Here is a 23666-nt window from a genome sequence, read left to right as displayed (position 1 = left end):
CCGACGGCAACTCATGATCAACGAGCACTGACCGAACGAGGAGCACGACGATCAGTAAGAGACCACAGCCGGAGGGCGGGCAGGCGCCGGTCGTCCAGCGCGTCCGGATCCGGTACGCCAAGCGCGGGCCGTTGCGGTTCACCTCGCACCGGGACTTCGCCCGGGCGTTCGAGCGGGCGCTGCGCCGGGCCGGGGTGCCCGTCGCCTTCTCCCAGGGCTTCACCCCGCACCCCAAGATCTCGTACGCCAGCGCGGCGCCGACCGGCGTCGCGAGCGAGGCCGAGTACCTCGAGATCGGGCTGCGGGAGCAGGTCGACCCGGCGGAGCTGCGGGCCGCACTGGACGCCGCGCTCTCGCCCGGCCTCGACGTGCTGGACGCGGTGGTGGCCGACGGCGGCAGTCTGGCCGACCGGATCGAGGCGTCGCACTGGCGGATCGAGCTGCCCGAGGTCGACCCGGGCGTGCTTTCGGCCGCGGTGTCCGCCTTCACCGCCGCCGACGAGGTGCTGGTGGAGCGGATGACCAAGCAGGGCCGGCGCACCTTCGACGCCCGGGCCGCGGTCATCTCCATCGATGTCGTCGCGCCGACGGAGACGCCTTCCGGGGCGGTGGCCGTACCGTGTGCGATACTCGAACTGGTCGTCCGGCAGGTCACCCCCTCCGTACGACCCGATGACGTCCTTTCCGGCCTCCGCGTGGTGGCCGACCTGGAGCCGCCGGTACCGCCGAGGGTGATCCGGCTGGCTCAGGGCACGCTGACCGCGCAGGGTGCGATCGCGGATCCGTTGGAAGCGGACCGCGACGGGGCAACCATCGGCGGGCACTGACCGACGGTCAGCGCTCAGGCAGGCAGACTTCGCCGGTCGCACAGCTCGCGCGCCCGGCGGAAACACCTTTGCGGCAACCCTGCGTGGCAGCGCTCACCCGCGCCCGGGGTAGCCAGAACTGGAGAACGTCCATGCTCGAGAACGAGCCCGAGGGCGGCGAACGGACCGGCGCACAGCCGGCCGGCGAGACCGCTGACAGCAGCACCGTCGACGGCGGCGCCGTCGGAAGCGCGCCCCTGGGAGGCGCCGAGGGCGAGGCCCCGGCCGCGCCGACCCGGCGCCGCACCACCCGCAAGCGGGCGACCCCGCTGAACCAGCCCGAGCAGATCGAGGCGCCGGTCGAGGCGTCCACCGCGCCCGCGCCGGGCAGCGGGGAGGCCCCCGAGGCGGAGGTGCTCGCCCCGGTCTCCGGCGACCTCGACGCCGCACCGAAGACCCCGCGCCGCCGGCGCAAGGCCACCACCGCGAAGGCCGCCGAGGAACCGCCGGTCGTGGCCGAGGCGGCGGCGGAGACGTCCGCCGAGGTCGTGCCGCCGGTCAAGGCCACCCGTACCCGGCGGCGCAAGGCCGCCCCCGCCGCGGCCGAGCCGGCCGCGGAGACGGCGGAGGAGGGCACCGGCCCGAGCGCCGCGCCGCCCGCCGAGCCCGAGGCGGTCGCCGAGACGACCCCGCCGGCCGCCGCCGGCCCGGAGACCGAGCCGGCGGCCGGCACCGACTTCGGCGCCGCCGCGCCGGTGGCCGGCAGCGGGGCGGAGAGCCGCTCCGGCGAGGTCCCGCCGGGCGTGGCGGTCAGCCCGTCCGCCGAGGAGGCGGCCGAGCCGGCCGTCGTCGAGCCGGAGCCGCGCACCCGCCGCCGGCGGGCCGCGCTCTCCGCGCCCACCGTGCTCTTCATGCCCCCGCAGCCGGAGGAACTGCCGGTCGCCCGGGTCGTCCCGGCCGCGCTGGTCGAGGAGCCCGTCGAGGAGGCGGTCGAGCCGTCCCGCCGGCGCCGGCGGGGCCGCCGCGAGGTCGAGCCGGTCGAGGCGGTGGAGGCCGAGGAGGAGCCGACCGAGGAGGCCGAGGAGGCCGCCGAGGACGAGGACGAGGAGAGCGCCGCTGCCCGCCGACGTCGCCGCCGGGGTCGCCGCGGCCGGGGCCGCGGCAAGGGCGGCGTCGAGGACGTCGAGGACGAGGAAGCCGAGGAGGCCATCCAGGCCGAGGCCGAGGAGGCCGAGGCGGAGGAGGCCGAGGAGGAGGAGGCCGAGGGCGGCGAGGGGTTGACCCCCCGCCGGCGCCGCCGGCGGAGCCGGGGCGCCGGGGAGGCCGAGGGCGCCGTCGAGGACGGCGTGCCGACCGTGGTCAAGATCCGCGAGCCCCGCCGGACCGTGGACGAGGTGCAGGGCGTCTCCGGCTCGACCCGGCTGGAGGCCAAGCGGCAGCGCCGCCGGGACGGCCGCGAGCAGCGCCGGACCCGCCCGCCGATCCTGAGCGAGTCGGAGTTCCTGGCCCGCCGGGAGGCCGTCGACCGGGTGATGGCGGTGCGCCAGCGCGGTGACCGTACCCAGATCGCCGTGCTCGAGGACGGCGTGCTGGTCGAGCACTACGTCACCCGCAACTCCGCCGGCACCATGGCCGGCAACGTCTACCTGGGCAAGGTGCAGAACGTCCTGCCCAGCATGGAGGCGGCGTTCGTCGACATCGGCCGCGGCCGCAACGCGGTGCTGTACGCCGGCGAGGTCAACTGGGACAGCACCGGCCTGGAGGGGCGGGCCCGCTCGATCGAGCAGGCGCTGAAGTCCGGCGACTCGGTGCTGGTGCAGGTCACCAAGGACCCGATCGGGCACAAGGGCGCCCGGCTGACCAGCCACATCGCGCTCTCCGGCCGGCACCTGGTCTACGTGCCGAACGGCAACGCCTCGGGGATCAGCCGGAAGCTGCCGGACAACGAGCGCAAGCGGCTGCGGGACGTGCTGAAGAAGCTGGTTCCGGACGGCGCGGGCGTGATCGTGCGGACCGCTGCCGAGGGCGCCAGCGAGGACGAGCTGGCCCGCGACGTCAAGCGGCTGCAGGCGCAGTGGGAGGACATCCAGGACAAGGCGGCCGAGGGCGGCGCCCCGGTGCTGCTCTACGAGGAGCCGGACCTGGTCATCCGGGTGGTCCGGGACCTGTTCAACGAGGACTTCCGCGAACTGGTCATCGAGGGCGACGGGGCCTACGACATGGTCGAGTCGTACCTGTCGCACGTCTCGCCGGACCTGGTCGCCCGGCTGCGCCGGCACGTCGGCACCGCCGACGTGTTCGCCGAGTACCGGATCGACGAGCAGATCCTCAAGGGTCTCGACCGCAAGGTCTTCCTGCCCTCCGGCGGTCACCTGGTGATCGACCGGACCGAGGCGATGACCGTGGTCGACGTGAACACCGGCAAGTACACCGGCGCGGGCGGCAACCTGGAGGAGACGGTCACCCGGAACAACCTGGAGGCCGCGGAGGAGATCGTCCGCCAGCTCCGGCTGCGCGACATCGGCGGCATCGTGGTGATCGACTTCATCGACATGGTGCTGGAGTCGAACCGGGAGCTGGTGTTGCGCCGGCTGACCGAGTGCCTGGGCCGGGACCGTACCAAGCACCAGGTCACCGAGATCACCTCGCTGGGCCTGGTGCAGATGACCCGCAAGCGGATCGGCGCGGGCCTGCTCGAGGCGTTCAGCGAGACCTGCGAGTGCTGCAAGGGTCGGGGCGTGATCATCCACCCCGAGCCGGTGCCCGAGAAGGCGCGCACCGGTGGGGCGGGGGAGAAGGTCAAGGCGGTCGCCTCGGCCGTCACCGCTCCGGCCGAGGCCACGGCCGGGGCGTCCCGGCGGCGGGCGCGCAAGAGCGCGCCGGCCGAGCGGACCGTGGTCGAGGTGACCGACACGGACACCGACACCACCACGGCCGACGCCGACTACCACGACACCATGGGCTACGACCTGTCCCGCTACGAGTCGGACACCGCCGCCGCGCCGGAGGTCGCCGACAGCCAGCAGGGCGAGTCGGCCCGGCTGGCCGCGCCGGACGACCCGGACGCGCTCGCCGAGGCGGACGCCGACGAGGCGGAGGGCGGCACCGGACGGCGCCGGTCGCGCCGTGGCGGCGCCCGGCGGCGGACCCGGCCGTGACCGGCTGACCAGCCCCGGGTTTGACAGGGCCCCTTCCCCGGCAAAGTCCGGTGGGAGGGGCTCTGCCGTCCCGGCCGGCCGGGACGGGACCGGTCCGCCCCGGGCCAGGAGGAGAAGGATGCGCCGTCTGCTCGCCGCCACCGCGACCGCCACCGTCCTGCTCGTCGCGGCGGGCTGTGCCGCCGACCGGCCGGAGGCCGCCGGCCCGGCCGCTCCGGCCGTCACCAGCGGCACCGGGACGGCCGGGGCGCGCCCGACGGCGGGCGGGCCGGCCGGCGGCGACGCCGCCGCCGAGGTGTGCGCCGCCGCCCGGCAGGCCGGCGGGGCCGCGGTCACCACGTACGTCGAGGAGGTGGGCAGGATGCTCGCCGCGGTCGGCGCCAACGACACGACGGCGGCGGGAGCCGCTCGCCGGCGGGCCGAGGCCGCGCTCGCCGGCTGGCGGGCCGCCCTGTGGCAGCAGTCCGAGCGGGCCGAGGACCCCCAGCTCAAGACCCTCCTGACCGAGCTGGCGGGCGAGGTCGAGGCGATGGGCACCGACCTCGACGCGATCGACGAGACCGAGCTCGACCGGCTCCAGCAGCGCCTCGACGAACTCTGCGGCCGGTGACCCGCCGGCCCGGTTTGGGCGTCGGCCCCGCCATGGCGTACGCTTGCCTGCGGCGCACTTTGGTGTGCCGAGTTCCCGCGTGCCCGGGCCGCCGTGCCACTGCTACCCGGCGAGCCGCCGCGGGGACTACCGCCAGCAGCCTCAACGACAGGGAGTCCGCCTCCGATGTACGCGATCGTCAAGACCGGCGGCAAGCAGTACAAGGTCGCCGAGGGCGACGTGATCGAGGTCGAGAAGCTCGCCGGTGACCCCGGCGACGCGGTGAAGCTCACCGCGGTGCTCCTCGTCGACGGTGACGACCTGGTGACCGACGCGGCGAAGCTTGCCGAGGTCTCGGTGTCCGGCGAGATCGCCGCGCACACCAAGGGCCCGAAGATCCGGATCCACAAGTTCAAGAACAAGACCGGCTACCACAAGCGCCAGGGTCACCGCCAGCCGCTGACCCAGGTCAAGGTGACCGGCATCTCCAGCGGGAAGTAGGTCGTCCTCAGATGGCTCACAAAAAGGGTGCGTCCAGCTCGCGTAACGGTCGTGACTCCGCGGCCCAGCGGCTCGGCGTGAAGCGCTTCGGTGGTCAGGTCGTCAGCGCCGGCGAGATCCTCGTCCGGCAGCGTGGCACCAAGTTCCACCCCGGTGACCTGGTCGGCCGCGGCGGCGACGACACGCTCTTCGCGCTGGCCGCCGGTGCGGTCCAGTTCGGCACCAAGCGCGGTCGCAAGACCGTCAGCATCGTTCCGGCACAGCAGTAGTTTTCCGCGAAGCGGGCCGTGGACCTGGTGTCCCGGCCCGCTTCGCTTTTTCTCGTGCGGGGCCGTACCTCGCTGGAAGGATTGACGCCGTGGCGACGTTCGTTGACCGGGTCGTCCTGCACCTGCAGGCCGGCGATGGCGGGCACGGTTGTGCCTCGATCCACCGGGAGAAGTTCAAGCCGTTCGGCGGCCCCGACGGCGGCAACGGCGGGCACGGCGGCAGCGTGTCGCTCGTGGTCGACCCGCAGGTGACCACGCTGCTCGACTTCCACTTCCGCCCGCACGTCAAGGCCCCGAACGGCAAGGGCGGCGCGGGCTCGAACCGGGACGGCGCCAACGGCACCGACCTGGTGCTCAAGGTGCCCAACGGCACCGTGGTGCAGGCCCTCGACGGCACCGTGCTGGCCGACATGGTCGGCGCCGGCACCACCTTCGAGGTGGCCCGGGGCGGGCGCGGCGGGCGCGGGAACGCGGCGCTGGCCAACGCCCGACGCAAGGCGCCCGGCTTCGCCGAGCTGGGCGAGCCCGGCGAGCAGCTCGACGTGGTGCTGGAGCTCAAGAGCGTCGCCGACGTCGGTCTGGTGGGTTTCCCGTCGGCCGGCAAGTCGTCGCTGATCTCGGTGATCTCCGCCGCCAAGCCGAAGATCGCCGACTACCCGTTCACCACCCTGGTGCCCAACCTCGGCGTGGTCCGGGTCGACAACCACACCTTCACCGTCGCCGACGTCCCCGGCCTGATCCCGGGCGCGGCCACCGGCAAGGGGCTCGGGCTGGAGTTCCTCCGGCACATCGAGCGCTGCTCGGTGCTGGTGCACGTGATCGACACCGCCACCCTGGAGCCCGGCCGCGATCCGGTCGCCGACATCGACACCATCGAGGCCGAGCTGGCCGAGTACGGCGGGCTGGCCGACCGGCCCCGGCTGGTCGCGCTGAACAAGGTCGACGTGCCGGACGGCCGGGACCTCGCCGAGATCGTCCGCCCCGACCTGGAGGCGCGCGGCCTGCGGGTGTTCGAGGTCTCCGCGGCCACCCGGGAGGGGCTCAAGGAGTTCACGTACGCGCTGGCGGAGCTGGTGGAGCAGGCGCGCCAGGCGGCGCCGCCGGCCGAGCCGACCCGGATCGTGATCCGTCCGACCGCGGTGGACGACGCCGGCTTCACCATCGAGGCGGCGCCCGACGGCGCCTGGGTGGTCCGCGGCGTACGGCCGGAGCGGTGGGTGCGGCAGACGAACTTCGACAACGACGAGGCGGTCGGCTACCTCGCCGACCGGCTGGCCCGGCTGGGCGTCGAGGAGAAGCTCGGGAAGGCCGGCGCCGAGGCGGGCGACCTGGTCCGGATCGGCGACCGGGAGTTCGACTGGCAGCCCACCCTCTACGCGGGCGTCGACTTCGTCCCGGGCAGCCGGGGCACCGACGTCCGGCTGGAGGAGAAGTCGGCCCGGGCCTCGGCGGCCGAGCGGCTGGCGGCCCGCAAGGCCCGCCGGCAGCGGCCGGCCGACGAGGTCGTGGCCGGCGAGGTGACCTCCGGCGAGGTCGACGTCTCCGAGACCGCCCCGGACCGGGCCGGGGAGATCGACGCCGAATAGCTCGTTGCGCTCCGTGACCAGGTCGGCTGCCGGAAACCTGGCCGAAATCCGGGCATCGTAACGTGGCGTGATGCTGATCGAGTCACGCCCCGCCACCGATCCGGAGATCGCCGCCCTGGTCACGGCCCAGCAGCGCGAGTTGCGCGAGGCCGACGGCGGGCTGGACGGGCAGGTCACCGTGACCCACGACGACATCCGCTACCTGGCGGTGGTGGTCGGCGGGCGCGCGGTGGCCTGCGGCGGGATCCAGGCGCTGGACGCCGGCACCGGCGAGGTCAAGCGGATGTACGTCCTGCCGGCGTACCGGGGGCGGGGGATCGCCCGGCAGTTGCTCGCGGCGCTGGAGGAACTGGCCTTCCGGCAGGGGCACGAGACGGTCTGCCTGGAGACCGGGACGTACCTCCCGGCGGCCATCGGGCTCTACACCTCCTGCGGCTACGAGCCGATCCCGGTCTACGGCGAGTACGTCGACAACCCGTACAGCGTGTGCTTCGCGAAGCGGCTGCCGGTGCGGGCCTGACGCCCGGTCAGTCGCCGGTGTGCGCGTGCTCGACGGTGACCGGCTTCGACTCCGGCGAGGCGTGCTGGCGCAGGAAGATGCTCAGCACGATCAGCGTGCCGACGGCGAGGAACTCGCTCTGCCAGTTCTGCATCGACTGGAACCAGAAGTCGCTGGTGCCGAGGAACTCCCAGACGCCGATCGGCGGGGCGCCGCTCTGCAACGCCTGCTGGTGGTTGTACTCGGCGGTGCCGGCGAGCAGGTGGCCGAGGAACGAGCCGGCGAAGATCAGCAGTAGCGCCAGGGAGAGGCTGTTGCGGTACACCACCAGCGGCAGCCCGCCGGCGCGTACCGGCCAGGGGGAGTCCGGGCTGGCCCGCCGTTCGTCGTCCTCGGGCCGGTCGGTCTGCTCCAGCGGCTTCGACTCCGCCGAGCCCCGCTGCACCAGGTACGCGGTGAGCAGGACGTATCCGCCCATCTGGAGGAACTCCGACTCCCAGTTCTCGAAGACGGCCTCGCCGAAGTGCCCGGTGCCCAGGTAGGCCCACCAGCTGAGCTGGGGGGCGCCGAACTCGGCCAGCTCCTCGTTGTGGGTCTGCCAGCCGAACACGCTCTGCAGCACCAGGAAGACCAGGAACGCGCCGAACATCGACACGCTCAGGGCGTTGTTCCGCAGCCAGCGGGGCATCATCGCCTCCTCGTCGGAGATCCGGTGACTCTCCGTTGCCCCACCGGATCACCTGGCAAACTCCGCCCGCGGGCGGGTCACACCGCCGGCGCGCCGGTCAGGGGCGGTCGCACGGGGTGTCCAGCCGGCCGCCGGTGCCGACCTGGTTGGAGAGCAGCAGGCCGAAGGCGAGCATGCCGAAGCCGAGCGCCAGGTGCAGCCAGTTGGCGGCGTCGTTGACCGGGATGACGTTCGCCACGCTCTCCCGGTCGATGGCGAAGCCGTAGAGCCAGAGCCCGAGGTAGAGCGCGCCGCCGCCGGCCAGGAAGACCCGCGCCCCGGCCACCCGGCGGGCCATCACCAGGCCGACCAGGCCGAAGCCCAGGTGCAGGAGGTTGTGCAGGATCGACACCTGGACCACGCCGAGCAGCTTGGCCTCCGAGTGGTGCCCGGCGAAGGTCATCCCGTCGTAGCCGGTGGTGATGCCGGGGACGAAGCCGAGCACTCCGAGCAGGACGAAGAGCCCGGCCGCGGCCGCGGCGGCGAGTTGGACGCGGGGCTTCGGCCCGGCGGTCGCGCCACCGCGTGCGTCACGCGCCATCGATGTCACCTCCGTGGATCCGCGGAATCTCCGCGGCGCCGGTTCGCGAGAAGCGCTCGTGACCGTCCGCACCGGCGACGTCACCCAACCCGACGATCCTCCATTTTGTAACCCTGCGCGGTCAGCTCCGCAGAGAAATGGCGAATCAGGTATGGACCCGGCGACGGAGGGTAGGTGAATGTCCGCGTCGGCCGGACGGCCGGCGCGTTCCCCCAGCACACCGCGACGACTTTCCGAGCGGAAGGGACATCATGACTTACGATCTGTCATCCACGTCTGCCACCTACGGGCAGGAGTCGACCAACGGCGGCGTCCGCGAGCAGGCCCGCCAGGTCGGGTCGGAGGCCGCGCAGGCCGGCGGGGCGGTCGCGCAGACCGCCAAGGAGCAGGGCAGGGAGGTCGGCCGCGAGACGGCCCGCCAGGCGCGCAACCTCTACGGCGAGGCCCGCACCCAGCTCGCCAGCCAGACCAGCGAGCAGCAGCGCCGCGCGGCCGGCGGGCTCCGGTCGCTGGCCGACGAGATGCGCTCGATGGCCGAGCAGGGCGGGCAGGCCGGCCCGGTGAGCGAACTCGCCCGCCAGGCCGCCGACCGGGTGCACGGGGTGGCCGGCTGGCTGGAGGCGCGCGAGCCCGGCGACATCCTCACCGAGGTGCGCGACTACGCCCGCCGCAACCCGGGCACCTTCCTGGTCGGCGCGGCCGTGCTCGGCGTGCTCGCCGGCCGGCTGACCAAGAACCTCTCCGCCGACCAGAGCGGCGCCCACCGGGCGTACGGCTCGGACGCCGGCTACGACCCGGACCGGACCGCGGTCATCCCGACCACGCCGGCTCCGCGCGCGGTGCCGGACGCCGTGCCGCCGGGCGGCTACCTCGACCCGACGCCGGGCGCCTACCCGGACTCCGGGACCACCACCAGCTACGCCGACCCGGTCGGCGGCACCGGTCAGCCGCTGCCGCCGGTGAACCAGACCGACCCGCTGCCGGGCGTGCCGTCGAGCGGGACCACCCGTCCGTGAGCCGAGTCATCCGAAGGGAGGCGGCGGCATGAGCATGCCGACGCAGGATTCCGGGCCGAACTCCGGACACGCGGGCACCCCGCACACCGCGGACGAGGTCAGGGGCAGCTCGATCGGTGAGCTGATGCGCCAGGTCACCGCCGACCTGTCCACCCTGATGCGCCAGGAGGTGGAGCTGGCCAAGGCGGAGATCCGCCAGGAGGGCAGGAAGGCGGGCAAGGCCGCCGGGTTCTTCGGCGGCGCCGGCTTCGGCGGCTACATGGTGGCCCTGTTCCTCTCGCTGGCTCTGTGGGCCGGGCTGTCCAACGTGATGGACGCCGGTTGGGCGGCGCTGATCGTGGCCGTCGTCTGGGGCGTGATCGCCGCCGTCCTCTACTCCATGGCGAAGAAGAACGCGGAGCGGATCCGCGGCCTCAAGCAGACCAACGACAGCGTGCAGCGGATCCCCGACGCGCTCAAGCCCCACCCGCAGGAGGTCACCCGATGAGCACCGATCCCGCCCAGATCCGCCGGGAGATCGAGGCCACCCGCAACAACCTGAGTTCCGATGTGGACGCGCTGGCGTACAAGGTCAGCCCGAGCCGCATCGTCGACGACCGTAAGCAGCGGGCCCGTACCGCGCTGCAGAATGTGAGGGACAAGGTGATGGGAACCGCTTCGGACCTGGGCCACGGCACCGGCCACGCCGCCCACTCGGTGGGCGACCGCGCCTCCTCGGCGGCGCACACGGTCGGCGACAAGGCGCAGTCGGCCGCGTCGACGGTCGGTGACGCCGCCCAGCGGGCGCCGCAGGTGATCCGGGAGAAGTCCGAGGGCAACCCGCTGGCCGCCGGCCTGATCGCGTTCGGCGTCGGCTGGCTGGCCTCCTCGCTGATCCCGGCCACCCGTCGGGAGCAGCAGGTGGCGACGCAGGTCAAGGAGAAGGCCGGCGAGCACACCGGCGCGGTCAAGGAGAAGCTGACCGAGGTGGCCGGCGAGCTGAAGGAGGAGCTGCGCGAGCCGGCGCAGCAGGCCACCGAGTCGGTGAAGTCCACCGCGCAGGACGCCGTGCACGCCGTCAAGGACGACACGAAGTCCGCCGCTCAGGACGTCAAGGACCAGACGCAACAGTCCCGCGACCAGGTGCGCTACTGACCCCGTTCCCCCGTGCACCCCAGCTCGCGGCCACTCCCCGGCACACCCCCGGACAGTGGCCGCGAGCTGCCGTCTCCGCCCCGCCCCGTCGCCCACTCCCGCGATCTTGCACTTCGGGCCCGCGACCTGCGGCATGTCCTGTCGATCCACCCCGGCGGACAGTGCAAGATCGCGGTCAGCGCAGGCGGCGGCGCAGGGCGCGTTCCGAGTGGGCGGCGCGGCGGACCCGGGTGCCGGCGTAGGGGACGCCCCCGAAGAGCACCCGCCGGCCGACCGCCAGCCAGGCGCACACCCCCCGCTCGAGCAGCCACAGCGGCGCCATCAGGGCGGTGGCGGGCGGGAAGACGGCGGCGCCGCCGGCCCGCCGCCGGCCCACCTCGGCCAGCGCCACGGTGGTCGCCGCCGCGCCGAGCAGCAGCCCCGGCCGCCGGGCCGCGACCGCCGCCGCCAGCGCCGGCAGGACCGCGAGCGAGGTGACCAGCCGCACCGGCTGGGCCAGGTCGTCGTACGCCTGGCGGACCCGCTGGCCGCGGAAGTGCGCGGTGTCCGGCGGCAGTCGCCGGACGTAGAGCCCGGCCGGGGCCGCCTCGGTGCCCCCGTACGCGTGCACGGTGCGGATCAGCTCCAGGTTCTCGAAGAGCACGTCCGGGTCGTAGCCGCCCATGGCGAGGAAGGTGCTCCGGCGCACCGCGAGGGTGCCCGGGTAGTCGGCACCGAGCGCCCGGTTCAGCAGCGTCCGCCCGGTGTCCCAGTACGCGTGCCAGGGCAGCGGGTCGAAGTAGTTCTGCGGCCGGACCAGGTCCACCCGGTGCAGCAGCCGGTGCACCGCGCGCAGCCCGGTCTCGTCGTAGCGGACGTCGTCGTCGGCGATCACCACGTGCTCGTGCCGGGCCGCCCGGACGCCGGTGAGCACCCCGGTGACCTTGCCGTTGACGCCGCGCAGCGCGGGATCGGGGGGCAGGTGCCGGACCAGCCCGCGCCAGGTGCGCGCGTGCCGGGCGAAGACCGCCGGGGCCGACCCGTCGACCACGGTCACCTCGACCCGGGTGGCGAGCCAGCGCAGATATCCGGTCAGCTCGGCCAGGCCGGCGTCGTCGGCCCAGCGCAGCGGCAGCACGTACGACAACGGCAGCCGGCGCGACCGGTCGTCGGCCGGGACGTCGCCGCCGACCGACCCGGCCGGCCCGGTTCTGGGGTCGTCGTGGCCGCCGACGGAGCCGGCCGGCGCGGGCCCGGACCGGTCGGCGGCGCCGGTGGCCGATCCGGCCGGAGCGAGGGCGGCCCGGCGGGCCTGGTCGTCACCGGTGGCCCCGCCGGCCGGGCGGGTCGGGGCGCTCACGCCGCCTCCGGCCGTCGCCAGACCGAGACGTGCTCCCGGCTGTCGTCGGTGAACGGTCGGCCCGACCAGTCCGCCCAGCGGTGCTCCCGGGCCATCCCGGCCAGCTCGGCCATCAGGTCCAGCTCGGCCGGCCAGGCGTAGCGGTGGTTGGCCGGCAGCAGCCGGACGCCGGCGTCGGTGAGCCGGATCTTCGTGGTGGTCATCCGCTGCTCGGCCGGGTGCAGCACGGCCGCCTCCAGCAGCACCTCGTCCTCGGCGACCCGGACCGGCCGCAGCGCCGACCCGGCCCGGAACGCGCCGGGGTCGGGCACCCACGCCTCGACCACGAACCTGCCGCCGGGGCGCAGGTGGGCGGCGGCGTTGCGGAAGCAGGCCACCTGCGCGGCCTGGTCCGGCAGCGCGAAGACGGTGTTGAACGCGAGCACCACCACGGCGAACTCGCCGGGCACCCGGGTCTGCGCGAAGTCACCCACCGCCACCTCGATCTTGTCGCCGCCCGGCTTGTCGCGCAGCCCGGCCACCATCTCCGGCGACCCCTCGATGCCGGCGACGGTCAGGCCCCGCTCCACCAGCGGCAGTGCCAGCCGGCCGGTGCCGATGCCGAACTCGCAGACCGGGCCGCCGTCGGCCAGCGCCGCCAGCCGGTCCACGGCCGCGTCCGGGTTCAGATGGGCGTACGCCTCGTCGTAGACGTCGGCGATGTGCCGGCCGTAGGCACTGGCGTCGAAGGGCAACGGGGCCTCCCGGGCGAGCTGTGGGTGCCCAGCAGGTGCCCGGATATCGGCGGATCAAACCGGTCTGCCGTTTCGCCGGGCCGGCGCCGGGTAGCGCAACGGGCACGGGCGGTCCAACCCCGAGACGCCCGGTGGAGGAGACGTGATGACCAGCAACGCAACGAGGTGGGCGCTGCTCGCCGCCGGGGCGCTGACCGCCGTCGGCGCCGGCCGGGTGGTGGCCCGGCGCCGCCGTCGCCACCAGCCGGAGCGGCAGGACGGCTGGTACGTGGTGCGGCGCGGGGTCACCGTGGACCGGCCGGTGGAGGCGGTGCTCGGCTTCTGGACCGACCGGGAGCGGCTGGACCGCGCGCTGGCGGAGTGGGCGACGCTGGAGCGGCTCGCCGAGAACCGCTGGCGGTGCGTGGCGCGCGATCCGGCCGGTGGCGGGACCGGGTGGTGCGCCGAGATCAGCGTCGCCGGCCCCGGACGGCTGAGCTGGCGGGTGACCGACGGGCCGGAGCAGCAGGGCACGGTCGAGCTGGTGCCCGCGCCGCAGGACCGGGGCACCGAGATCCGGGCCGAGCTGCGCTACCGCTCCGGGCCGCTGCGGCGGGCGTTCGGCCTGGCCGCCGGCGACGAACCGGACCTGGCCCTGCGGGACACCCTTCGCCGGGTGAAGTCACTGATCGAGGCCGGGCAGGTGATCGACACCCGGCGCGACCCGTCCGGCCGTGACCCGGCGCAGGAGCGGGCGACCGACAAGGTGCGCGAGAAGTTGGCGACGGGAGGCCGGGCGTGAGGGCGCTGTGCTGGGAGGGGGTCGGCAAGCTGGCGGTGCGCGACGTGCCCGAGCCGCGGATCCGCGCCGAGGGGGACATCGTCGTCAAGGTCCGGGCCAGCAGCGTCTGCGGCTCGGACCTGCACCTGATCAACGGCTATCTGCCGGCCACCCGCGAGGGGGACGTGCTCGGCCACGAGTTCATGGGCGAGGTGGTGGAGACCGGGCCGGGGGTGCGGCGGCTGACGGTCGGCGACCGGGTGGTGGTCGCTTCGGTGGTGGCCTGCGGCGGCTGCTGGTACTGCCGGACCGAGCAGTACTCGCTCTGCGACAACTCCAACCCGCAGCCGGTCTTCACCGAGAAGCTCTGGGGGCACTCGCCGGCCGGCATCCTCGGCTACTCGCACGCCGCCGGCGGCTACACCGGCTCGCACGCCGAGTACGTCCGGGTGCCCTTCGGGGACGTCGGGGCGTTCAAGGTCCCGGACGGGGTGCCGGACGACTCGGTGGTGTTCGCCTCCGACGCGATGCCCACCGGCTGGATGGCCGCCGACTTCTGCGGGCTGACCGGCGGCGAGGTGGTCGCGGTCTGGGGTGCCGGCGGGGTGGGGCAGATGGCCGCTCGTGCCGCCCAACTGCTCGGCGCCGGGCGGGTGATCGTCATCGACCGGCTGCCGGAGCGGCTGGCCACCGCGGCCGGCCGGCTCGGGGTGGAGACCATCGACTACACCGAGACCGACGTGCTGGAGGCGCTGCGGGAGATGACCGCCGGACGCGGGCCGGACGCCTGCATCGAGGCGGTCGGCATGGAGAGCCACGACGTCGGTCCGGCGTACGCGTACGACAAGGCCAAGCAGACCGTACGCCTGCAGACCGACCGGCCCACCTCGGTCCGGCAGGCGATCATGGCCTGCCGCAAGGGCGGCACGGTGAGCATCGTCGGCGTCTACGGCGGCCTGGTCGACAAGTTCCCGCTCGGCGCGGCGATGAACAAGGCGCTGGTGCTGCGGATGGGGCAGATGCACGCCCAGCGCTACATCCCGATGCTGCTGGACCGGCTCGCCGCCGGCGAGATCGACCCCGGTTACCTGGCCACCCACCCGATGTCGCTGGAGCAGGGCGTCCGTGGCTACGAGGTGTTCGAGCAGAAGCAGGAGGGCTGCCTGCGCACCGTCCTGCACCCGGCCTGACCGGCCAGCCCCGCAGGGGCCGGCCGCGCCGGCCTCTCCGGGCGGCTGCGCCTCGGCGGTCCGTCAGGCGGTGCGGCGCACGTTGGCGATCAGGAAGCCGCTGGGCGGCAGCGCCGGCATCCGGCGCAGGCTCACCGCCAGCTTCTGCGGGGGCACGTCGTACCGCATGGCGGTGGTCAGGTTGGTCACCGCCCGCTTCATCAGCTCGATCGTGATCCACTCGCCGGCGCAGCGATGCCCGGCCAGGTGCTCGCCGCCGCCCTGCGGGATCAGGCCGAACGGGTCGTCGCGCCAGTTGGCGAAGCGCTCCGGGCGGAACTGCTCCGGCTGCGGCCAGAGCGTGCGGTCGTGGTTGGTGCCGTACAGGTCCAGCACGACCCGCCGGCCACGCGGGAATTGGTAGCCCTGCCAGTCGAAGGAGCGCCGGACCCGGGCCGCGGTCATCGGGAAGAACGGGTAGTAGCGGCGGACCTCCTGCACGAAGCACTCGGCGGCCTCGTCGCTGTCCCGGACCCGTTGCCGCCAGGCCGGGTGGTCGTGCAGGGCCAGCGCGACGAAGACGACGAAGCGGTCCACGGCGACCGTGGGCCGCAGGATGTTGAGCAGCTCCACCGCGGCGATCCGGCGGGGCAGCAGCCGCCCCCGCTCGTCCCGGTGCTCGGCGATCACCCGCAGCGCGCTCCCCTCCGGCGCCGGCACCGTGCCGGCCCGGGCCCGCTCGACGAGGCCGCCGGCCCAGCGTTCGCCCCGGCGGCGGCCCAGCAGCCCCCGCCAGTGCCGCGGGCCGACCGCGGCCGGTGCGTCGATCATCGCGTGCAGTTCGTCGGTGCGCCGGGTCACCTCCGCGTCGGCCAGCGGCACCCCGGCCCAGGCGCAGACGGTCCGGGTGAGCATCCGGCCCAGCTCCTCGTAGAGCACGACCGGCCCGGACCGTTCCCAGACCGGGATCCGGGCCCGCCACTCGTCGTCGAAGAGCTGGCCGATGTGCCGGACCGCGGTCGGCGTCATGATCGACAGCAACATCGCCTTCCGGTCCCGGTGCGCCGCGCCGTCGAGCCCCTGCACGCCGCCGCGCCCGGTGAGCGTCCGCTGGGCCCGCAGCGGCAGGGCGTCGGCGCGGACGAAACGCTCGTTGTCGTAGAAGAGCACCGCGGCCGGCCGGCCGCGCAGGCAGATGGTCCGCTTTCCGAGCAGCCGGGTCTGGAAGATGTCGGTGCCGTACCGGTCGCACCGGGCGCCCACGAACCGGTAGCCGTCGCGCAAAAACGCGAGGGTGCTCTCCGGGCTGCGGTCTGCCGGAATGGTCGGCATCGGGCCTCCTGACGCTGCCGTGGCGCGGCCGTGGCCGGCCCGCCGATCTGCTCGGCCGGCTGTTTCTACCCAGGTCAGGGGCGCTGAATCCCGAGCCGGCGGCGCGGTGGCGGGGGAGGGGCCAGCGAGCCGCCCTCCGGCTGGCCCCTCCCAGGGCCGCCCGAATCTGCTTCGCTGGGGTCGACCGTGACCGCCGGGAGACCGGCGGTCACCACCGGCAGCAGCCCGGCCGGCGCCGCCCGGCGGGCCGGGGCCGGGACGGGCCGGCGCGGATGGTCGACCACGGGGGAGGACGGATGCGGGACAGCAGGTCGCCGTACTGGCGGCAACGGCGGTCGGGCGAGCGGCTCGGCGGCGGTCGGGACCTTGGCGCGGCGCCGCTGGTCGCGCCGGCCCGGCGGGTGGCCCGGCCGGCCCGGTTCTTCACCGTGCACCTCGGCTTCACCGCCGCCGGCCCGGCCGACGCCCGCGAGCTGGCGGTCGGCTACGCCGAGGCGTTGAGCCTGCTCCGGCCCGAGGTGGCGCTCGGTGCGGCCGCGCTGTCGCCCGCCGACGCCTGGCACCGGGCCGAGCGGCTGTTCTGCGGGGCGCTCGGCCCGGACGGCGAACGCTGCGCGGACGTGGCCGACCACCCCGGTTTCCACCACGCGGCGGGCCCCGGCGGGCTCGGCTGGGGCGACGGGTGAGGCGGCCCGCGTCCCGGTCAGTCCAGGTCGAACTCGCCGTCCTGGGCGCCGGCGACGAAGGCGTCCCACTCGGCCTGGGTGAAGACCAGCACCGGCCCGTCCGGCTCGGCGGAGTTGCGCATGCCGATCAGGTCGTCGACGAAGGCGACCTCGACGGCGCTCTCGGAGGTGTCGCCCTCGGCCCGCTGCCAGACCGCCCGAGAGAGGTCGAAGTCGCCCTTGGGGTGCGAAGCCATGGTCCATTCCTCCAGTGCCACGGGTCACGGGGAGACACGTCCGGTTCCCCATCCGGCAGGATAAGCGGATGCCGAGCCTGACCCGTGTAGAGGCGACCGCGCGTGGCGCGGCGATTACCGTCGAGTCCTACCAGGTGGACCTCGACCTCACCGGCGGTGCGGAGCGGTTCCGCTCCCACGTCACCATCCGGTTCCGGGCGAGCACCGGGGCCGCGACGTTCGCCGAGGTCAAACCCGCGACACTGCTGGCGGTACGCCTCAACGACCGCGACCTGGACCCGGCCACGCTGGACGACAACCGGCTGCCGCTGACCGGGCTGGCCGAGCTCAACACGCTGACCGTCGAGGCCGAGATGGCCTACACCAACACCGGCGAGGGGATGCACCGGTTCGTCGACCCCGCCGACGGCGAGACCTACCTCTACGCCATGTCCTTCCTGGACGATGTGCAGCGCATCTTCGCCGCCTTCGATCAGCCCGACCTGAAGGCCCCGGTCACCCTCGCGGTGACCGCGCCGGAACACTGGACGGTCGCCGCCAACGGCCAGCTCGCGGCCACTCCGCGCCCCGGGCGCTGGGAGTTCGCCCCGACCGCGCCGCTGGCCACGTACTTCGTCTCGCTCGTCGCCGGGCCCTGGCACGTGCGGCGCGACGAGCACGACGGAATCCCGCTGGCCATCTACTGCCGCCGCTCGCTGGCCGAGCACCTGGACGCCGACGCCGACGAGATCTTCACCGTCACCAGGCAGTGCCTGGACCGGTTCCACCAGCTCTTCGCCGAGCGCTACCCGTTCGGCAAGTACGACCAGGCGTTCGTGCCGGAGTTCAACGCCGGCGCGATGGAGAACCCGGGCCTGGTCACCTTCCGCGACGACTACGTCTTCCGGTCCGCGGTCACCGACACGCAGCGCGAGTTGCGCGCCACCACGATCGCGCACGAGATGGCGCACATGTGGTTCGGCGACCTGGTCACCATGCGCTGGTGGGACGACCTGTGGCTGAACGAGTCCTTCGCCGAATACCTCGGCACCCGGGTCACCGCCGAGGCGACCCGCTTCGACCAGGCCTGGACGACCTTCGCGATGCGCCGCAAGGCCTGGGGCTACGCCGCCGACCAGCGGCCCTCCACCCACCCGGTGGCGCCGGAGGAGGTGCGCGACGCGGCCCAGGGGTTGCTCAACTTCGACGGCATCTCGTACGCCAAGGGCGCCAGCGTGCTGCGGCAGCTGGTGGCCTGGCTCGGCGACGACGCCTTCCTCGCCGGCCTGAACGCGCACTTCGCCAAGCACCGGTTCGGCAACGCCACCCTGGCCGACCTGCTCGCCGGTCTCTCCGCCGCCAGCGGGCGCGACCTGGCCGGCTGGGCCGAGCGCTGGCTGCGCCGGGCGCAGGTCAACACGCTCCGCGCCGAGGTCGCGGTCGACGCCGACGGCCGCTACACCGAGGTGGCGGTGGTGCAGACCGCCCCCGAGACGCACCCGGTGCTGCGTCCGCACCGCATCGGCGTGGCCCGATACTCGGCGGACGGCACCGTCGACCGGGTCGAGGTGGACCTCGACCCGGACACCGACGGCGGCCGGACGGTGCTCGCCGGGCTGACCGGCGCGCCGGCGGCCCAGCTGCTGCTGCCGAACGACGGCGACCTGACCTTCGCGAAGGTCCGCCTCGACCCGGCCTCGGCGGACGCCGTGCCGCTGGTGCTGCCCGGCCTGGCCGATCCGCTGGCCCGGGCGCTGCTCTGGCGCGAGGCGCTGGACGCCGCCATCGACGGGGAGCGGCCGGTCACCGGGCTGGTCGAGCTGATCGCCGCCGCGCTGCCGGCCGAGACCGAGGTGATCATCGCCGAGGACGTGCTCACGCTGAGCCGCTCGCTGATCGACCGCTACCTCGACCCGGCGGCCCGGGCGGCCGCGCTGACCCTCGTCGCGGGCGCCTGCCGGCAGTTGCTCGACGGCGCCCCGGCCGGGCAGTCGTTGCAGCTGGCCGCCGCCCGGGGCTGGCTCGCCGCGACCACCGACGCCGACCTGCTCACCGGCTGGCTGGCCGGGCGGGACGTGCCGGCCGGGCTGGCCGTCGACGCGGAGCTGCGCTGGGCGGTGCTGCACCGGCTGGTGGTGCTCGGCGCGGCCGGCGAGGCGGAGATCGCCGCGGAGGCGGCCGCCGACCCGAGCGCCGCCGGGGCCGAGCGGGCCGCCCGCTGCCGCGGCGCGCTGCCCGAGCCGGCGGCGAAGCGCGCGGCCTGGGAGATCATCGTGTCGAACGCCGAGCTGTCCAACCGGCTGGTCGAGGCGACCGCGGAGGGCTTCTGGCAGCCCGAGCAGGCCGAGCTGACCGCCGGGTACGTCGACCGGTACTTCGCCGACATGCCGGCCGCCGCGCGGCTGCGTACGCCCTGGACGGCCGACCGCGTGGCCGGCCTGGCCTTCCCCCGCTACGCCGTGGCGCAGCCCACCCGGGAGGCGGCCGCGGCGCTGCTGGCCCGCGACGACCTCACGCCGGGGCTGCGCCGGGTGGTGACCGACGCCGACGACGACCTGCGCCGGGCACTGATCGCCCGCACCGCGGTCGCCGCCGCCGCGGCCTGACCCACCACCGGGGCCGCGTCCGCCCGGGCCGACCGCACCGGACGGCGCGGCCCGGCGGCGGAACCGGCCGTTCCGTGGGGTGGCACCCCGACCTGGTGTGCCACCCCACGGGACGGGTCAGCGGGACGCCAGCTCCGAGGCCACCGGGGCGTCCCAGTCGATGACGTAACGCTGTTCGGGGCCGACCGTCTTCTCCGGGTTCATCGCGGTCTTCACCAGCAACGGCATCAGCAGCGGCATCATCGCGCGGGCCACCGCACCCGGCGCCTTGGCCTGGTTGATCCGGGCCGCCCGGGCGGCGACCCGCTCCACCCGGGCACGGCGCAGCCGCTCGAAGGCGGCGAACGCCGAACCGACGTCGGGCAGGTCACGCAGGCAGCGGGCGAGCTGCACGGCGCTCTCGACGGCCAGCGACGCGCCCTGGCCGGAGCTGTTCGACGGCGCGTGCGCCGAGTCGCCGACCAGCACCATGCGCCCGCGGTGCCAGCGCGGCACCGGCGGCATGATGTGCAGCGAACCCACCGCATGGAGGCCGTCGGCGTCGCTGGTCCGCATCAGCTCGCCGCCCGGGTCGTCGTCGGCGTAGGCGGCGCGCAGCGCGCGTAGCCACTCGGCCGGGGGCACCGCGCGGGCCTCGACCAGGCTCATCGGCCGCTGCTGCGGCAGGTTGACGCCCCAGCGGGTGCCACCGCCCGGCTCCGGCCAGTAGAGGTAGTAGCCGCGCCGGCCGAAGGCGAAGGTCATGGTGCCGGGTTCGGCGTCCACCTCGTGCCGGGCCACCGCCTCGAAGCCGAGCAGGCCGGTGAACCGCGGGCCGGGCGCGTCCGGGTCGATGAGGGTGCGCACGGTGGACCGGACGCCGTCGGCGCCGACGAGGATGTCGGCCGTGGCGGTGCTGCCGTCGGCGAACGTCGCGGTCACGCCGTCCCCGGTCTCCCGTGCCCCGACCAGGCGCTTGCCGTGCTCGATCGGTACGCCCTCGGCGCGGGCACGCTCGTGCAGCACGCGGTGGAGTTCGTTGCGGTTCACCACCCGCAGCGGCGGGGCGCCGGCCAGGCCGGGCAGCTCGATGCGCTTGCGGCCGACGGCCATCGCCGTCCGGTGGATCGGGTTGGCGATCGCGGTCACCGCGTCGTCCGCGCCGACGACGCGCAGGGCGGCGACGCCGTTGGGGGCGAGCGCGAGGGTGCCGCCGATGCCGTCGGTGGTGCCCGGGTACGCCTCGTGGACGGTGGCGGCGATGCCCGCGCGGCGCAGCGCCAGCGCGGTGACCGGGCCGGCGATGCCGCCGCCGATGACGAGGGCTGTCCTCACTCGTGTCATGGAAGGTCCTCTCCAGGGGTTCGTCGGTGTGCGTGCGCGAACCGTCCTGGGCAGGAGCCCGGTTATCCTCGTGGTTGCCGCTTCGGGCCGGGCACCTTCCCAGGTGTGGTTCGAGGTAAGGGCCCCGGTGCGGTGTTGGCGCACCGCGCCGGGGCCGTCCGTCACTCGGTGGGGCGGCTCCTCTCCGCGAGGTCGGTCAGCTCCGCCGGCAGCTCGCCGGTCTCGTGGAACGCCCGCCACTGGTCGAGCCCGGGCAGGCCGCCCGAGGCGAGCTCGGCCAGCAGGCCGCGGATCCAGGCCGCCTCCGCCTCCCGGATCGCCAGGTCGTATTCCGACTCGACCAGAAACAGCCGGGGCACGTGCCGCAGGTGCTCGTCGAGCGCGGCCCGGCCGGCCCGGATGGTGCCGTCGAGCAGGTCGAGCCGCTGCCGTAGCAGCGCCGCGGCCTCGTCGGGGTGCAACGCGGCGAGCACGGACAGGCCGGCGCGGAACCGGGACTGCTCCGGCACCGGGGTGGAGACCAGCTCGCGGGCCCAGTCGACCAGCTCCGCCCGGCCGGCGTCGGTGATCCGGTAGACGGTGCGCTCGGGGCGGCGGCCCTCCCGGACGCTCTCCACGGCCGCGATCAGCCCGTGCCGGTCCATGTTGCGGATGACCGTGTAGAACGACCCCCACTTGATCTCCATGTCCTGGTCCTTGCCCCAGGCCCGCAGTGTGGTGGCGATCTCGTAGGGGTGCAGCGGCCGCTGGACGAGGGCGGAGAGGACGGCCAGCGCCAGCAGGTTCCCGACCTTGCGCCGCTTGGGCATCGCCACCTCCCGGTCGCTGCTCGCTCACGATTACTCGTAGGCGAGTATACGTCTGCCGGGGCGACGATGCGAGCCCCGTCGCCGCATTAGGATCACGGGGTGGAGGAAGACATCCGGCGGATCGGGATCATGGGTGGCACCTTCGATCCCATCCACCACGGGCACCTCGTCGCGGCCAGCGAGGTGGCGGACCGGTTCGGGCTCGACGAGGTGGTCTTCGTACCGACCGGCCAGCCGTGGCAGAAGGCGGACGAGCCGGTCAGCCCCGCCGAGGACCGCTACCTCATGACGGTGATCGCCACCGCCTCCAACCCCCGCTTCCAGGTCAGCCGGGTCGACATCGACCGCGGCGGCCCCACCTACACCGTCGACACGCTGCGCGACCTGCACGCCGAGTACGGCCCGAAGGTGCAGCTCTACTTCATCACCGGGGCCGACGCGCTAGCGAAGATCCTCAGCTGGAAGGACCTCGACGAGATCTTCGAACTGGCCCACTTCATCGGGGTGACCCGGCCGGGGTTCGAACTCTCCGACGCGCACCTGCCGGCCGACACGGTCAGCCTGATCCAGGTGCCGGCGATGGCCATCTCGTCCACCGACTGCCGGGACCGGGTGGCCCGGGGTGAGCCGGTCTGGTACCTGGTGCCCGACGGTGTGGTGCAGTACATCGCCAAGCGGCGCCTCTATCAGCAGTGATTCCGCCCGGTATCAGGGGGATCGTGCGGGTAATCGACCAGAACTGACAAGTCGGGATTCCACCGTGTGTGAGACGCTTGGAGGATCGCACGGTTGATCGAAGGAGAACGGTGACAGTTTCCGAACGCGCTCACGAGCTGGCGATCGCCGCCGCGCAGGCCGCCGCCGACAAGAAGGCGCAGGACATCGTCATCATCGACGTGGGCGACCAGCTGGCCATCACCGACGCGTTCCTGCTCGCCGCGGCCCCGAACGAGCGTCAGGTGCTGGCCATCGTCGATGCCATCGAGGAGCGCCTGCTCCAGCTGCCCGAGAAGGCCAAGCCGGTGCGGCGCGAGGGCGAGCGCGGCGGGCGCTGGGTGCTGCTCGACTACGTCGACATCGTGGTGCACGTCCAGCACACCGAGGAGCGCGAGTTCTACGCCCTCGACCGGCTCTGGAAGGACTGCCCGACGATCCCGTTCGTCGACCGGGACCTGGTCGACGCCGAGTCCGGCACCGCCGCGGCGGAATGACCCGCCTGATCATCTGGCGGCACGGCAACACCGACTGGAACGCCGCCGGCCGGGTCCAGGGGCAGACCGACGTACCCCTCAACGACCTCGGCCACGAGCAGGCCCGGGCCGCCGCGCCACTGCTCGCCGCGCTGCGCCCGGACGCCATCCTGGCCAGCGACCTGCGCCGGGCGGCGGACACCGCCGCCGCGCTGGCCGCGGTCACCGGGCTGCCGGTGCACACCGACGCGCGGCTGCGCGAGCGGCACTTCGGGCAGTGGCAGGGGCTCGCCCTGGCCGAGGCGGCCCGCCGCTACCCGAGCGAGTACGCCCGCTGGCGGGCCGGCGACCCGGACCCGGGCGCCGGTATCGAGACCCTCGACGACCTCGGCAAGCGGGTCGGCGGGGCGCTGCAGGAGGCCGCCGACGCGGTGGCCGGCGGGACCGTGGTGGTCGCCACCCACGGCGGCGGGGCCCGGCAGGGCTGCGGCCAGATGCTCGGCTGGGACCGTCAGGTCCTGCGCACCATCGGGTCGCTGCAGAACTGCCACTGGACCGAGCTGCGCCACGACGAGGTGCGGGGCTGGCACCTGCGGGCCCACAACGTCGGGCTGATCGGCGCACCGGCTCCGGCCGACGCGGTCTGAGGGCACGCCCTCGGCACACCGGGGCGGCAT

At 74.4% G+C, this 23666-nt stretch carries 25 protein-coding genes; 17 read left to right on the top strand and 8 right to left on the bottom strand.

Annotated elements, in window-relative coordinates:
- The first annotated feature begins 107 nt into the window (after positions 1–107).
- The 7 genes from AC1WTP_RS24490 (at position 108) to AC1WTP_RS24460 (ending at position 7429) form a co-directional block, all read left to right on the top strand.
- On the top strand, positions 108–827 hold the full coding sequence (locus AC1WTP_RS24490) for a TIGR03936 family radical SAM-associated protein (RefSeq protein WP_481651623.1): 720 nt from the start codon (positions 108–110) through the stop codon (positions 825–827).
- Positions 828–958: 131 nt separating this feature from the next.
- Positions 959–3964 carry an Rne/Rng family ribonuclease gene (locus AC1WTP_RS24485; protein WP_481651605.1) on the top strand — a complete coding sequence of 1002 codons (3006 nt, stop codon included), beginning with the start codon at positions 959–961 and terminating at the stop codon, positions 3962–3964.
- A gap of 118 nt (positions 3965–4082) precedes the next feature.
- A complete protein-coding gene (locus AC1WTP_RS24480; RefSeq protein ID WP_481651604.1) occupies positions 4083–4574 on the top strand; it encodes a hypothetical protein in 492 nt (163 codons plus the stop codon).
- Between the two features lie 165 nt (positions 4575–4739).
- Positions 4740–5054 carry a 50S ribosomal protein L21 gene (gene rplU, locus AC1WTP_RS24475; protein ID WP_447138429.1) on the top strand — a complete coding sequence of 105 codons (315 nt, stop codon included), beginning with the start codon at positions 4740–4742 and terminating at the stop codon, positions 5052–5054.
- Positions 5055–5065: 11 nt separating this feature from the next.
- Positions 5066–5323, top strand: a complete 258-nt coding sequence (gene rpmA / locus AC1WTP_RS24470) for a 50S ribosomal protein L27 (protein WP_481651603.1) — start codon at positions 5066–5068, stop codon at positions 5321–5323.
- 89 nt (positions 5324–5412) lie between these two features.
- Complete coding sequence (gene obgE / locus AC1WTP_RS24465) at positions 5413–6909, top strand: GTPase ObgE (protein WP_481651602.1); 1497 nt, start codon at positions 5413–5415, stop codon at positions 6907–6909.
- Between the two features lie 70 nt (positions 6910–6979).
- Positions 6980–7429 (top strand): GNAT family N-acetyltransferase, encoded by a 450-nt coding sequence (locus tag AC1WTP_RS24460; protein ID WP_481651601.1) that lies wholly within the window; start codon positions 6980–6982, stop codon positions 7427–7429.
- A gap of 7 nt (positions 7430–7436) precedes the next feature.
- On the opposite strand, the gene AC1WTP_RS24455 is transcribed toward AC1WTP_RS24460, so the two are convergent.
- Positions 7437–8096 carry a DUF6766 family protein gene (locus tag AC1WTP_RS24455; RefSeq protein WP_481651600.1) on the bottom strand — a complete coding sequence of 220 codons (660 nt, stop codon included), beginning with the start codon at positions 8094–8096 and terminating at the stop codon, positions 7437–7439.
- A gap of 97 nt (positions 8097–8193) precedes the next feature.
- On the bottom strand, positions 8194–8676 hold the full coding sequence (locus AC1WTP_RS24450; RefSeq protein ID WP_481651599.1) for a DUF4383 domain-containing protein: 483 nt from the start codon (positions 8674–8676) through the stop codon (positions 8194–8196).
- 251 nt (positions 8677–8927) lie between these two features.
- On the opposite strand from AC1WTP_RS24450, the gene AC1WTP_RS24445 reads away from it, so the two are divergent.
- From AC1WTP_RS24445 to AC1WTP_RS24435, 3 genes are read left to right on the top strand one after another with little or no spacing between them, the layout of a single operon-like run.
- Positions 8928–9692, top strand: coding sequence for a hypothetical protein (locus AC1WTP_RS24445; RefSeq protein WP_481651598.1), 765 nt, complete (start codon positions 8928–8930; stop codon positions 9690–9692).
- A gap of 28 nt (positions 9693–9720) precedes the next feature.
- On the top strand, positions 9721–10179 hold the full coding sequence (locus tag AC1WTP_RS24440; RefSeq protein ID WP_481651597.1) for a phage holin family protein: 459 nt from the start codon (positions 9721–9723) through the stop codon (positions 10177–10179).
- Positions 10176–10826 carry a DUF3618 domain-containing protein gene (locus AC1WTP_RS24435; protein ID WP_481651596.1) on the top strand — a complete coding sequence of 217 codons (651 nt, stop codon included), beginning with the start codon at positions 10176–10178 and terminating at the stop codon, positions 10824–10826. Before AC1WTP_RS24440 ends, AC1WTP_RS24435 begins: the two co-directional genes overlap by 4 nt.
- A gap of 175 nt (positions 10827–11001) precedes the next feature.
- Here the strand turns inward: AC1WTP_RS24435 and AC1WTP_RS24430 are convergent, their stop codons facing one another.
- The gene (locus AC1WTP_RS24430; RefSeq protein ID WP_481651595.1) at positions 11002–12165 is read right to left on the bottom strand and encodes a glycosyltransferase family 2 protein; all 1164 of its coding nucleotides are present in this window, start codon (positions 12163–12165) and stop codon (positions 11002–11004) included.
- Positions 12162–12899 carry a class I SAM-dependent DNA methyltransferase gene (locus AC1WTP_RS24425; protein WP_481651594.1) on the bottom strand — a complete coding sequence of 246 codons (738 nt, stop codon included), beginning with the start codon at positions 12897–12899 and terminating at the stop codon, positions 12162–12164. Before AC1WTP_RS24425 ends, AC1WTP_RS24430 begins: the two co-directional genes overlap by 4 nt.
- Before the next feature lie 145 nt (positions 12900–13044).
- On the opposite strand from AC1WTP_RS24425, the gene AC1WTP_RS24420 reads away from it, so the two are divergent.
- Together AC1WTP_RS24420 and AC1WTP_RS24415 are read left to right on the top strand one after the other, a co-directional pair.
- On the top strand, positions 13045–13680 hold the full coding sequence (locus AC1WTP_RS24420) for an SRPBCC family protein (protein WP_481651593.1): 636 nt from the start codon (positions 13045–13047) through the stop codon (positions 13678–13680).
- The gene (locus tag AC1WTP_RS24415; protein ID WP_481651592.1) at positions 13677–14849 is read left to right on the top strand and encodes a zinc-dependent alcohol dehydrogenase; all 1173 of its coding nucleotides are present in this window, start codon (positions 13677–13679) and stop codon (positions 14847–14849) included. Before AC1WTP_RS24420 ends, AC1WTP_RS24415 begins: the two co-directional genes overlap by 4 nt.
- Before the next feature lie 63 nt (positions 14850–14912).
- On the opposite strand, the gene AC1WTP_RS24410 is transcribed toward AC1WTP_RS24415, so the two are convergent.
- Complete coding sequence (locus tag AC1WTP_RS24410; RefSeq protein ID WP_481651591.1) at positions 14913–16160, bottom strand: cytochrome P450; 1248 nt, start codon at positions 16158–16160, stop codon at positions 14913–14915.
- Between the two features lie 296 nt (positions 16161–16456).
- On the opposite strand from AC1WTP_RS24410, the gene AC1WTP_RS24405 reads away from it, so the two are divergent.
- On the top strand, positions 16457–16846 hold the full coding sequence (locus AC1WTP_RS24405) for a hypothetical protein (RefSeq protein WP_481651590.1): 390 nt from the start codon (positions 16457–16459) through the stop codon (positions 16844–16846).
- 17 nt (positions 16847–16863) lie between these two features.
- On the opposite strand, the gene AC1WTP_RS24400 is transcribed toward AC1WTP_RS24405, so the two are convergent.
- On the bottom strand, positions 16864–17082 hold the full coding sequence (locus tag AC1WTP_RS24400; protein WP_088992395.1) for a DUF397 domain-containing protein: 219 nt from the start codon (positions 17080–17082) through the stop codon (positions 16864–16866).
- A 68-nt stretch (positions 17083–17150) separates the two neighbouring features.
- On the opposite strand from AC1WTP_RS24400, the gene pepN reads away from it, so the two are divergent.
- Positions 17151–19667 carry an aminopeptidase N gene (gene pepN, locus AC1WTP_RS24395; protein WP_481651589.1) on the top strand — a complete coding sequence of 839 codons (2517 nt, stop codon included), beginning with the start codon at positions 17151–17153 and terminating at the stop codon, positions 19665–19667.
- Between the two features lie 117 nt (positions 19668–19784).
- On the opposite strand, the gene AC1WTP_RS24390 is transcribed toward pepN, so the two are convergent.
- Positions 19785–20990 carry an FAD-dependent monooxygenase gene (locus AC1WTP_RS24390; RefSeq protein WP_481651588.1) on the bottom strand — a complete coding sequence of 402 codons (1206 nt, stop codon included), beginning with the start codon at positions 20988–20990 and terminating at the stop codon, positions 19785–19787.
- 161 nt (positions 20991–21151) lie between these two features.
- A complete protein-coding gene (locus tag AC1WTP_RS24385; RefSeq protein ID WP_481651587.1) occupies positions 21152–21799 on the bottom strand; it encodes a PadR family transcriptional regulator in 648 nt (215 codons plus the stop codon).
- Positions 21800–21898: 99 nt separating this feature from the next.
- Between AC1WTP_RS24385 and nadD the strand changes: the two genes are divergently transcribed.
- The 3 genes from nadD to AC1WTP_RS24370 all read left to right on the top strand — a co-directional run bounded on the left by nadD (position 21899) and on the right by AC1WTP_RS24370 (position 23636).
- A complete protein-coding gene (gene nadD, locus AC1WTP_RS24380) occupies positions 21899–22495 on the top strand; it encodes a nicotinate-nucleotide adenylyltransferase (protein WP_481651586.1) in 597 nt (198 codons plus the stop codon).
- 110 nt (positions 22496–22605) lie between these two features.
- Positions 22606–23010: a ribosome silencing factor gene (gene rsfS / locus AC1WTP_RS24375; RefSeq protein ID WP_167179231.1), complete on the top strand. Its 405-nt coding sequence runs from the start codon at positions 22606–22608 to the stop codon at positions 23008–23010.
- Positions 23007–23636, top strand: a complete 630-nt coding sequence (locus tag AC1WTP_RS24370) for a histidine phosphatase family protein (protein ID WP_481651585.1) — start codon at positions 23007–23009, stop codon at positions 23634–23636. Before rsfS ends, AC1WTP_RS24370 begins: the two co-directional genes overlap by 4 nt.
- The last annotated feature ends 30 nt before the right edge of the window (positions 23637–23666 follow it).

This window comes from Micromonospora sp. R311 (genome assembly GCF_056780015.1).
The sequence above is the reverse complement of the archived record's forward strand: the minus strand, read 5'-3'. Positions and strand labels throughout refer to the sequence as shown.

Bases quoted from the DNA above. Each gene is read 5' to 3' on its own strand.
- AC1WTP_RS24485 (WP_481651605.1), top strand. From the start codon at position 959: ATGCTCGAGAACGAGCCCGAGGGCGGCGAACGGACCGGCGCACAGCCG.
- AC1WTP_RS24480 (WP_481651604.1), top strand. From the start codon at position 4,083: ATGCGCCGTCTGCTCGCCGCCACCGCGACCGCCACCGTCCTGCTCGTC.
- rplU (WP_447138429.1), top strand. From the start codon at position 4,740: ATGTACGCGATCGTCAAGACCGGCGGCAAGCAGTACAAGGTCGCCGAG.
- rpmA (WP_481651603.1), top strand. From the start codon at position 5,066: ATGGCTCACAAAAAGGGTGCGTCCAGCTCGCGTAACGGTCGTGACTCC.
- AC1WTP_RS24460 (WP_481651601.1), top strand. From the start codon at position 6,980: ATGCTGATCGAGTCACGCCCCGCCACCGATCCGGAGATCGCCGCCCTG.
- AC1WTP_RS24455 (WP_481651600.1), bottom strand. From the start codon at position 8,096: ATGCCCCGCTGGCTGCGGAACAACGCCCTGAGCGTGTCGATGTTCGGC.
- AC1WTP_RS24450 (WP_481651599.1), bottom strand. From the start codon at position 8,676: ATGGCGCGTGACGCACGCGGTGGCGCGACCGCCGGGCCGAAGCCCCGC.
- AC1WTP_RS24445 (WP_481651598.1), top strand. From the start codon at position 8,928: ATGACTTACGATCTGTCATCCACGTCTGCCACCTACGGGCAGGAGTCG.
- AC1WTP_RS24440 (WP_481651597.1), top strand. From the start codon at position 9,721: ATGAGCATGCCGACGCAGGATTCCGGGCCGAACTCCGGACACGCGGGC.
- AC1WTP_RS24435 (WP_481651596.1), top strand. From the start codon at position 10,176: ATGAGCACCGATCCCGCCCAGATCCGCCGGGAGATCGAGGCCACCCGC.
- AC1WTP_RS24420 (WP_481651593.1), top strand. From the start codon at position 13,045: ATGACCAGCAACGCAACGAGGTGGGCGCTGCTCGCCGCCGGGGCGCTG.
- AC1WTP_RS24410 (WP_481651591.1), bottom strand. From the start codon at position 16,160: ATGCCGACCATTCCGGCAGACCGCAGCCCGGAGAGCACCCTCGCGTTT.
- AC1WTP_RS24405 (WP_481651590.1), top strand. From the start codon at position 16,457: ATGCGGGACAGCAGGTCGCCGTACTGGCGGCAACGGCGGTCGGGCGAG.
- AC1WTP_RS24400 (WP_088992395.1), bottom strand. From the start codon at position 17,082: ATGGCTTCGCACCCCAAGGGCGACTTCGACCTCTCTCGGGCGGTCTGG.
- pepN (WP_481651589.1), top strand. From the start codon at position 17,151: ATGCCGAGCCTGACCCGTGTAGAGGCGACCGCGCGTGGCGCGGCGATT.
- AC1WTP_RS24390 (WP_481651588.1), bottom strand. From the start codon at position 20,990: ATGACACGAGTGAGGACAGCCCTCGTCATCGGCGGCGGCATCGCCGGC.
- AC1WTP_RS24385 (WP_481651587.1), bottom strand. From the start codon at position 21,799: ATGCCCAAGCGGCGCAAGGTCGGGAACCTGCTGGCGCTGGCCGTCCTC.
- AC1WTP_RS24370 (WP_481651585.1), top strand. From the start codon at position 23,007: ATGACCCGCCTGATCATCTGGCGGCACGGCAACACCGACTGGAACGCC.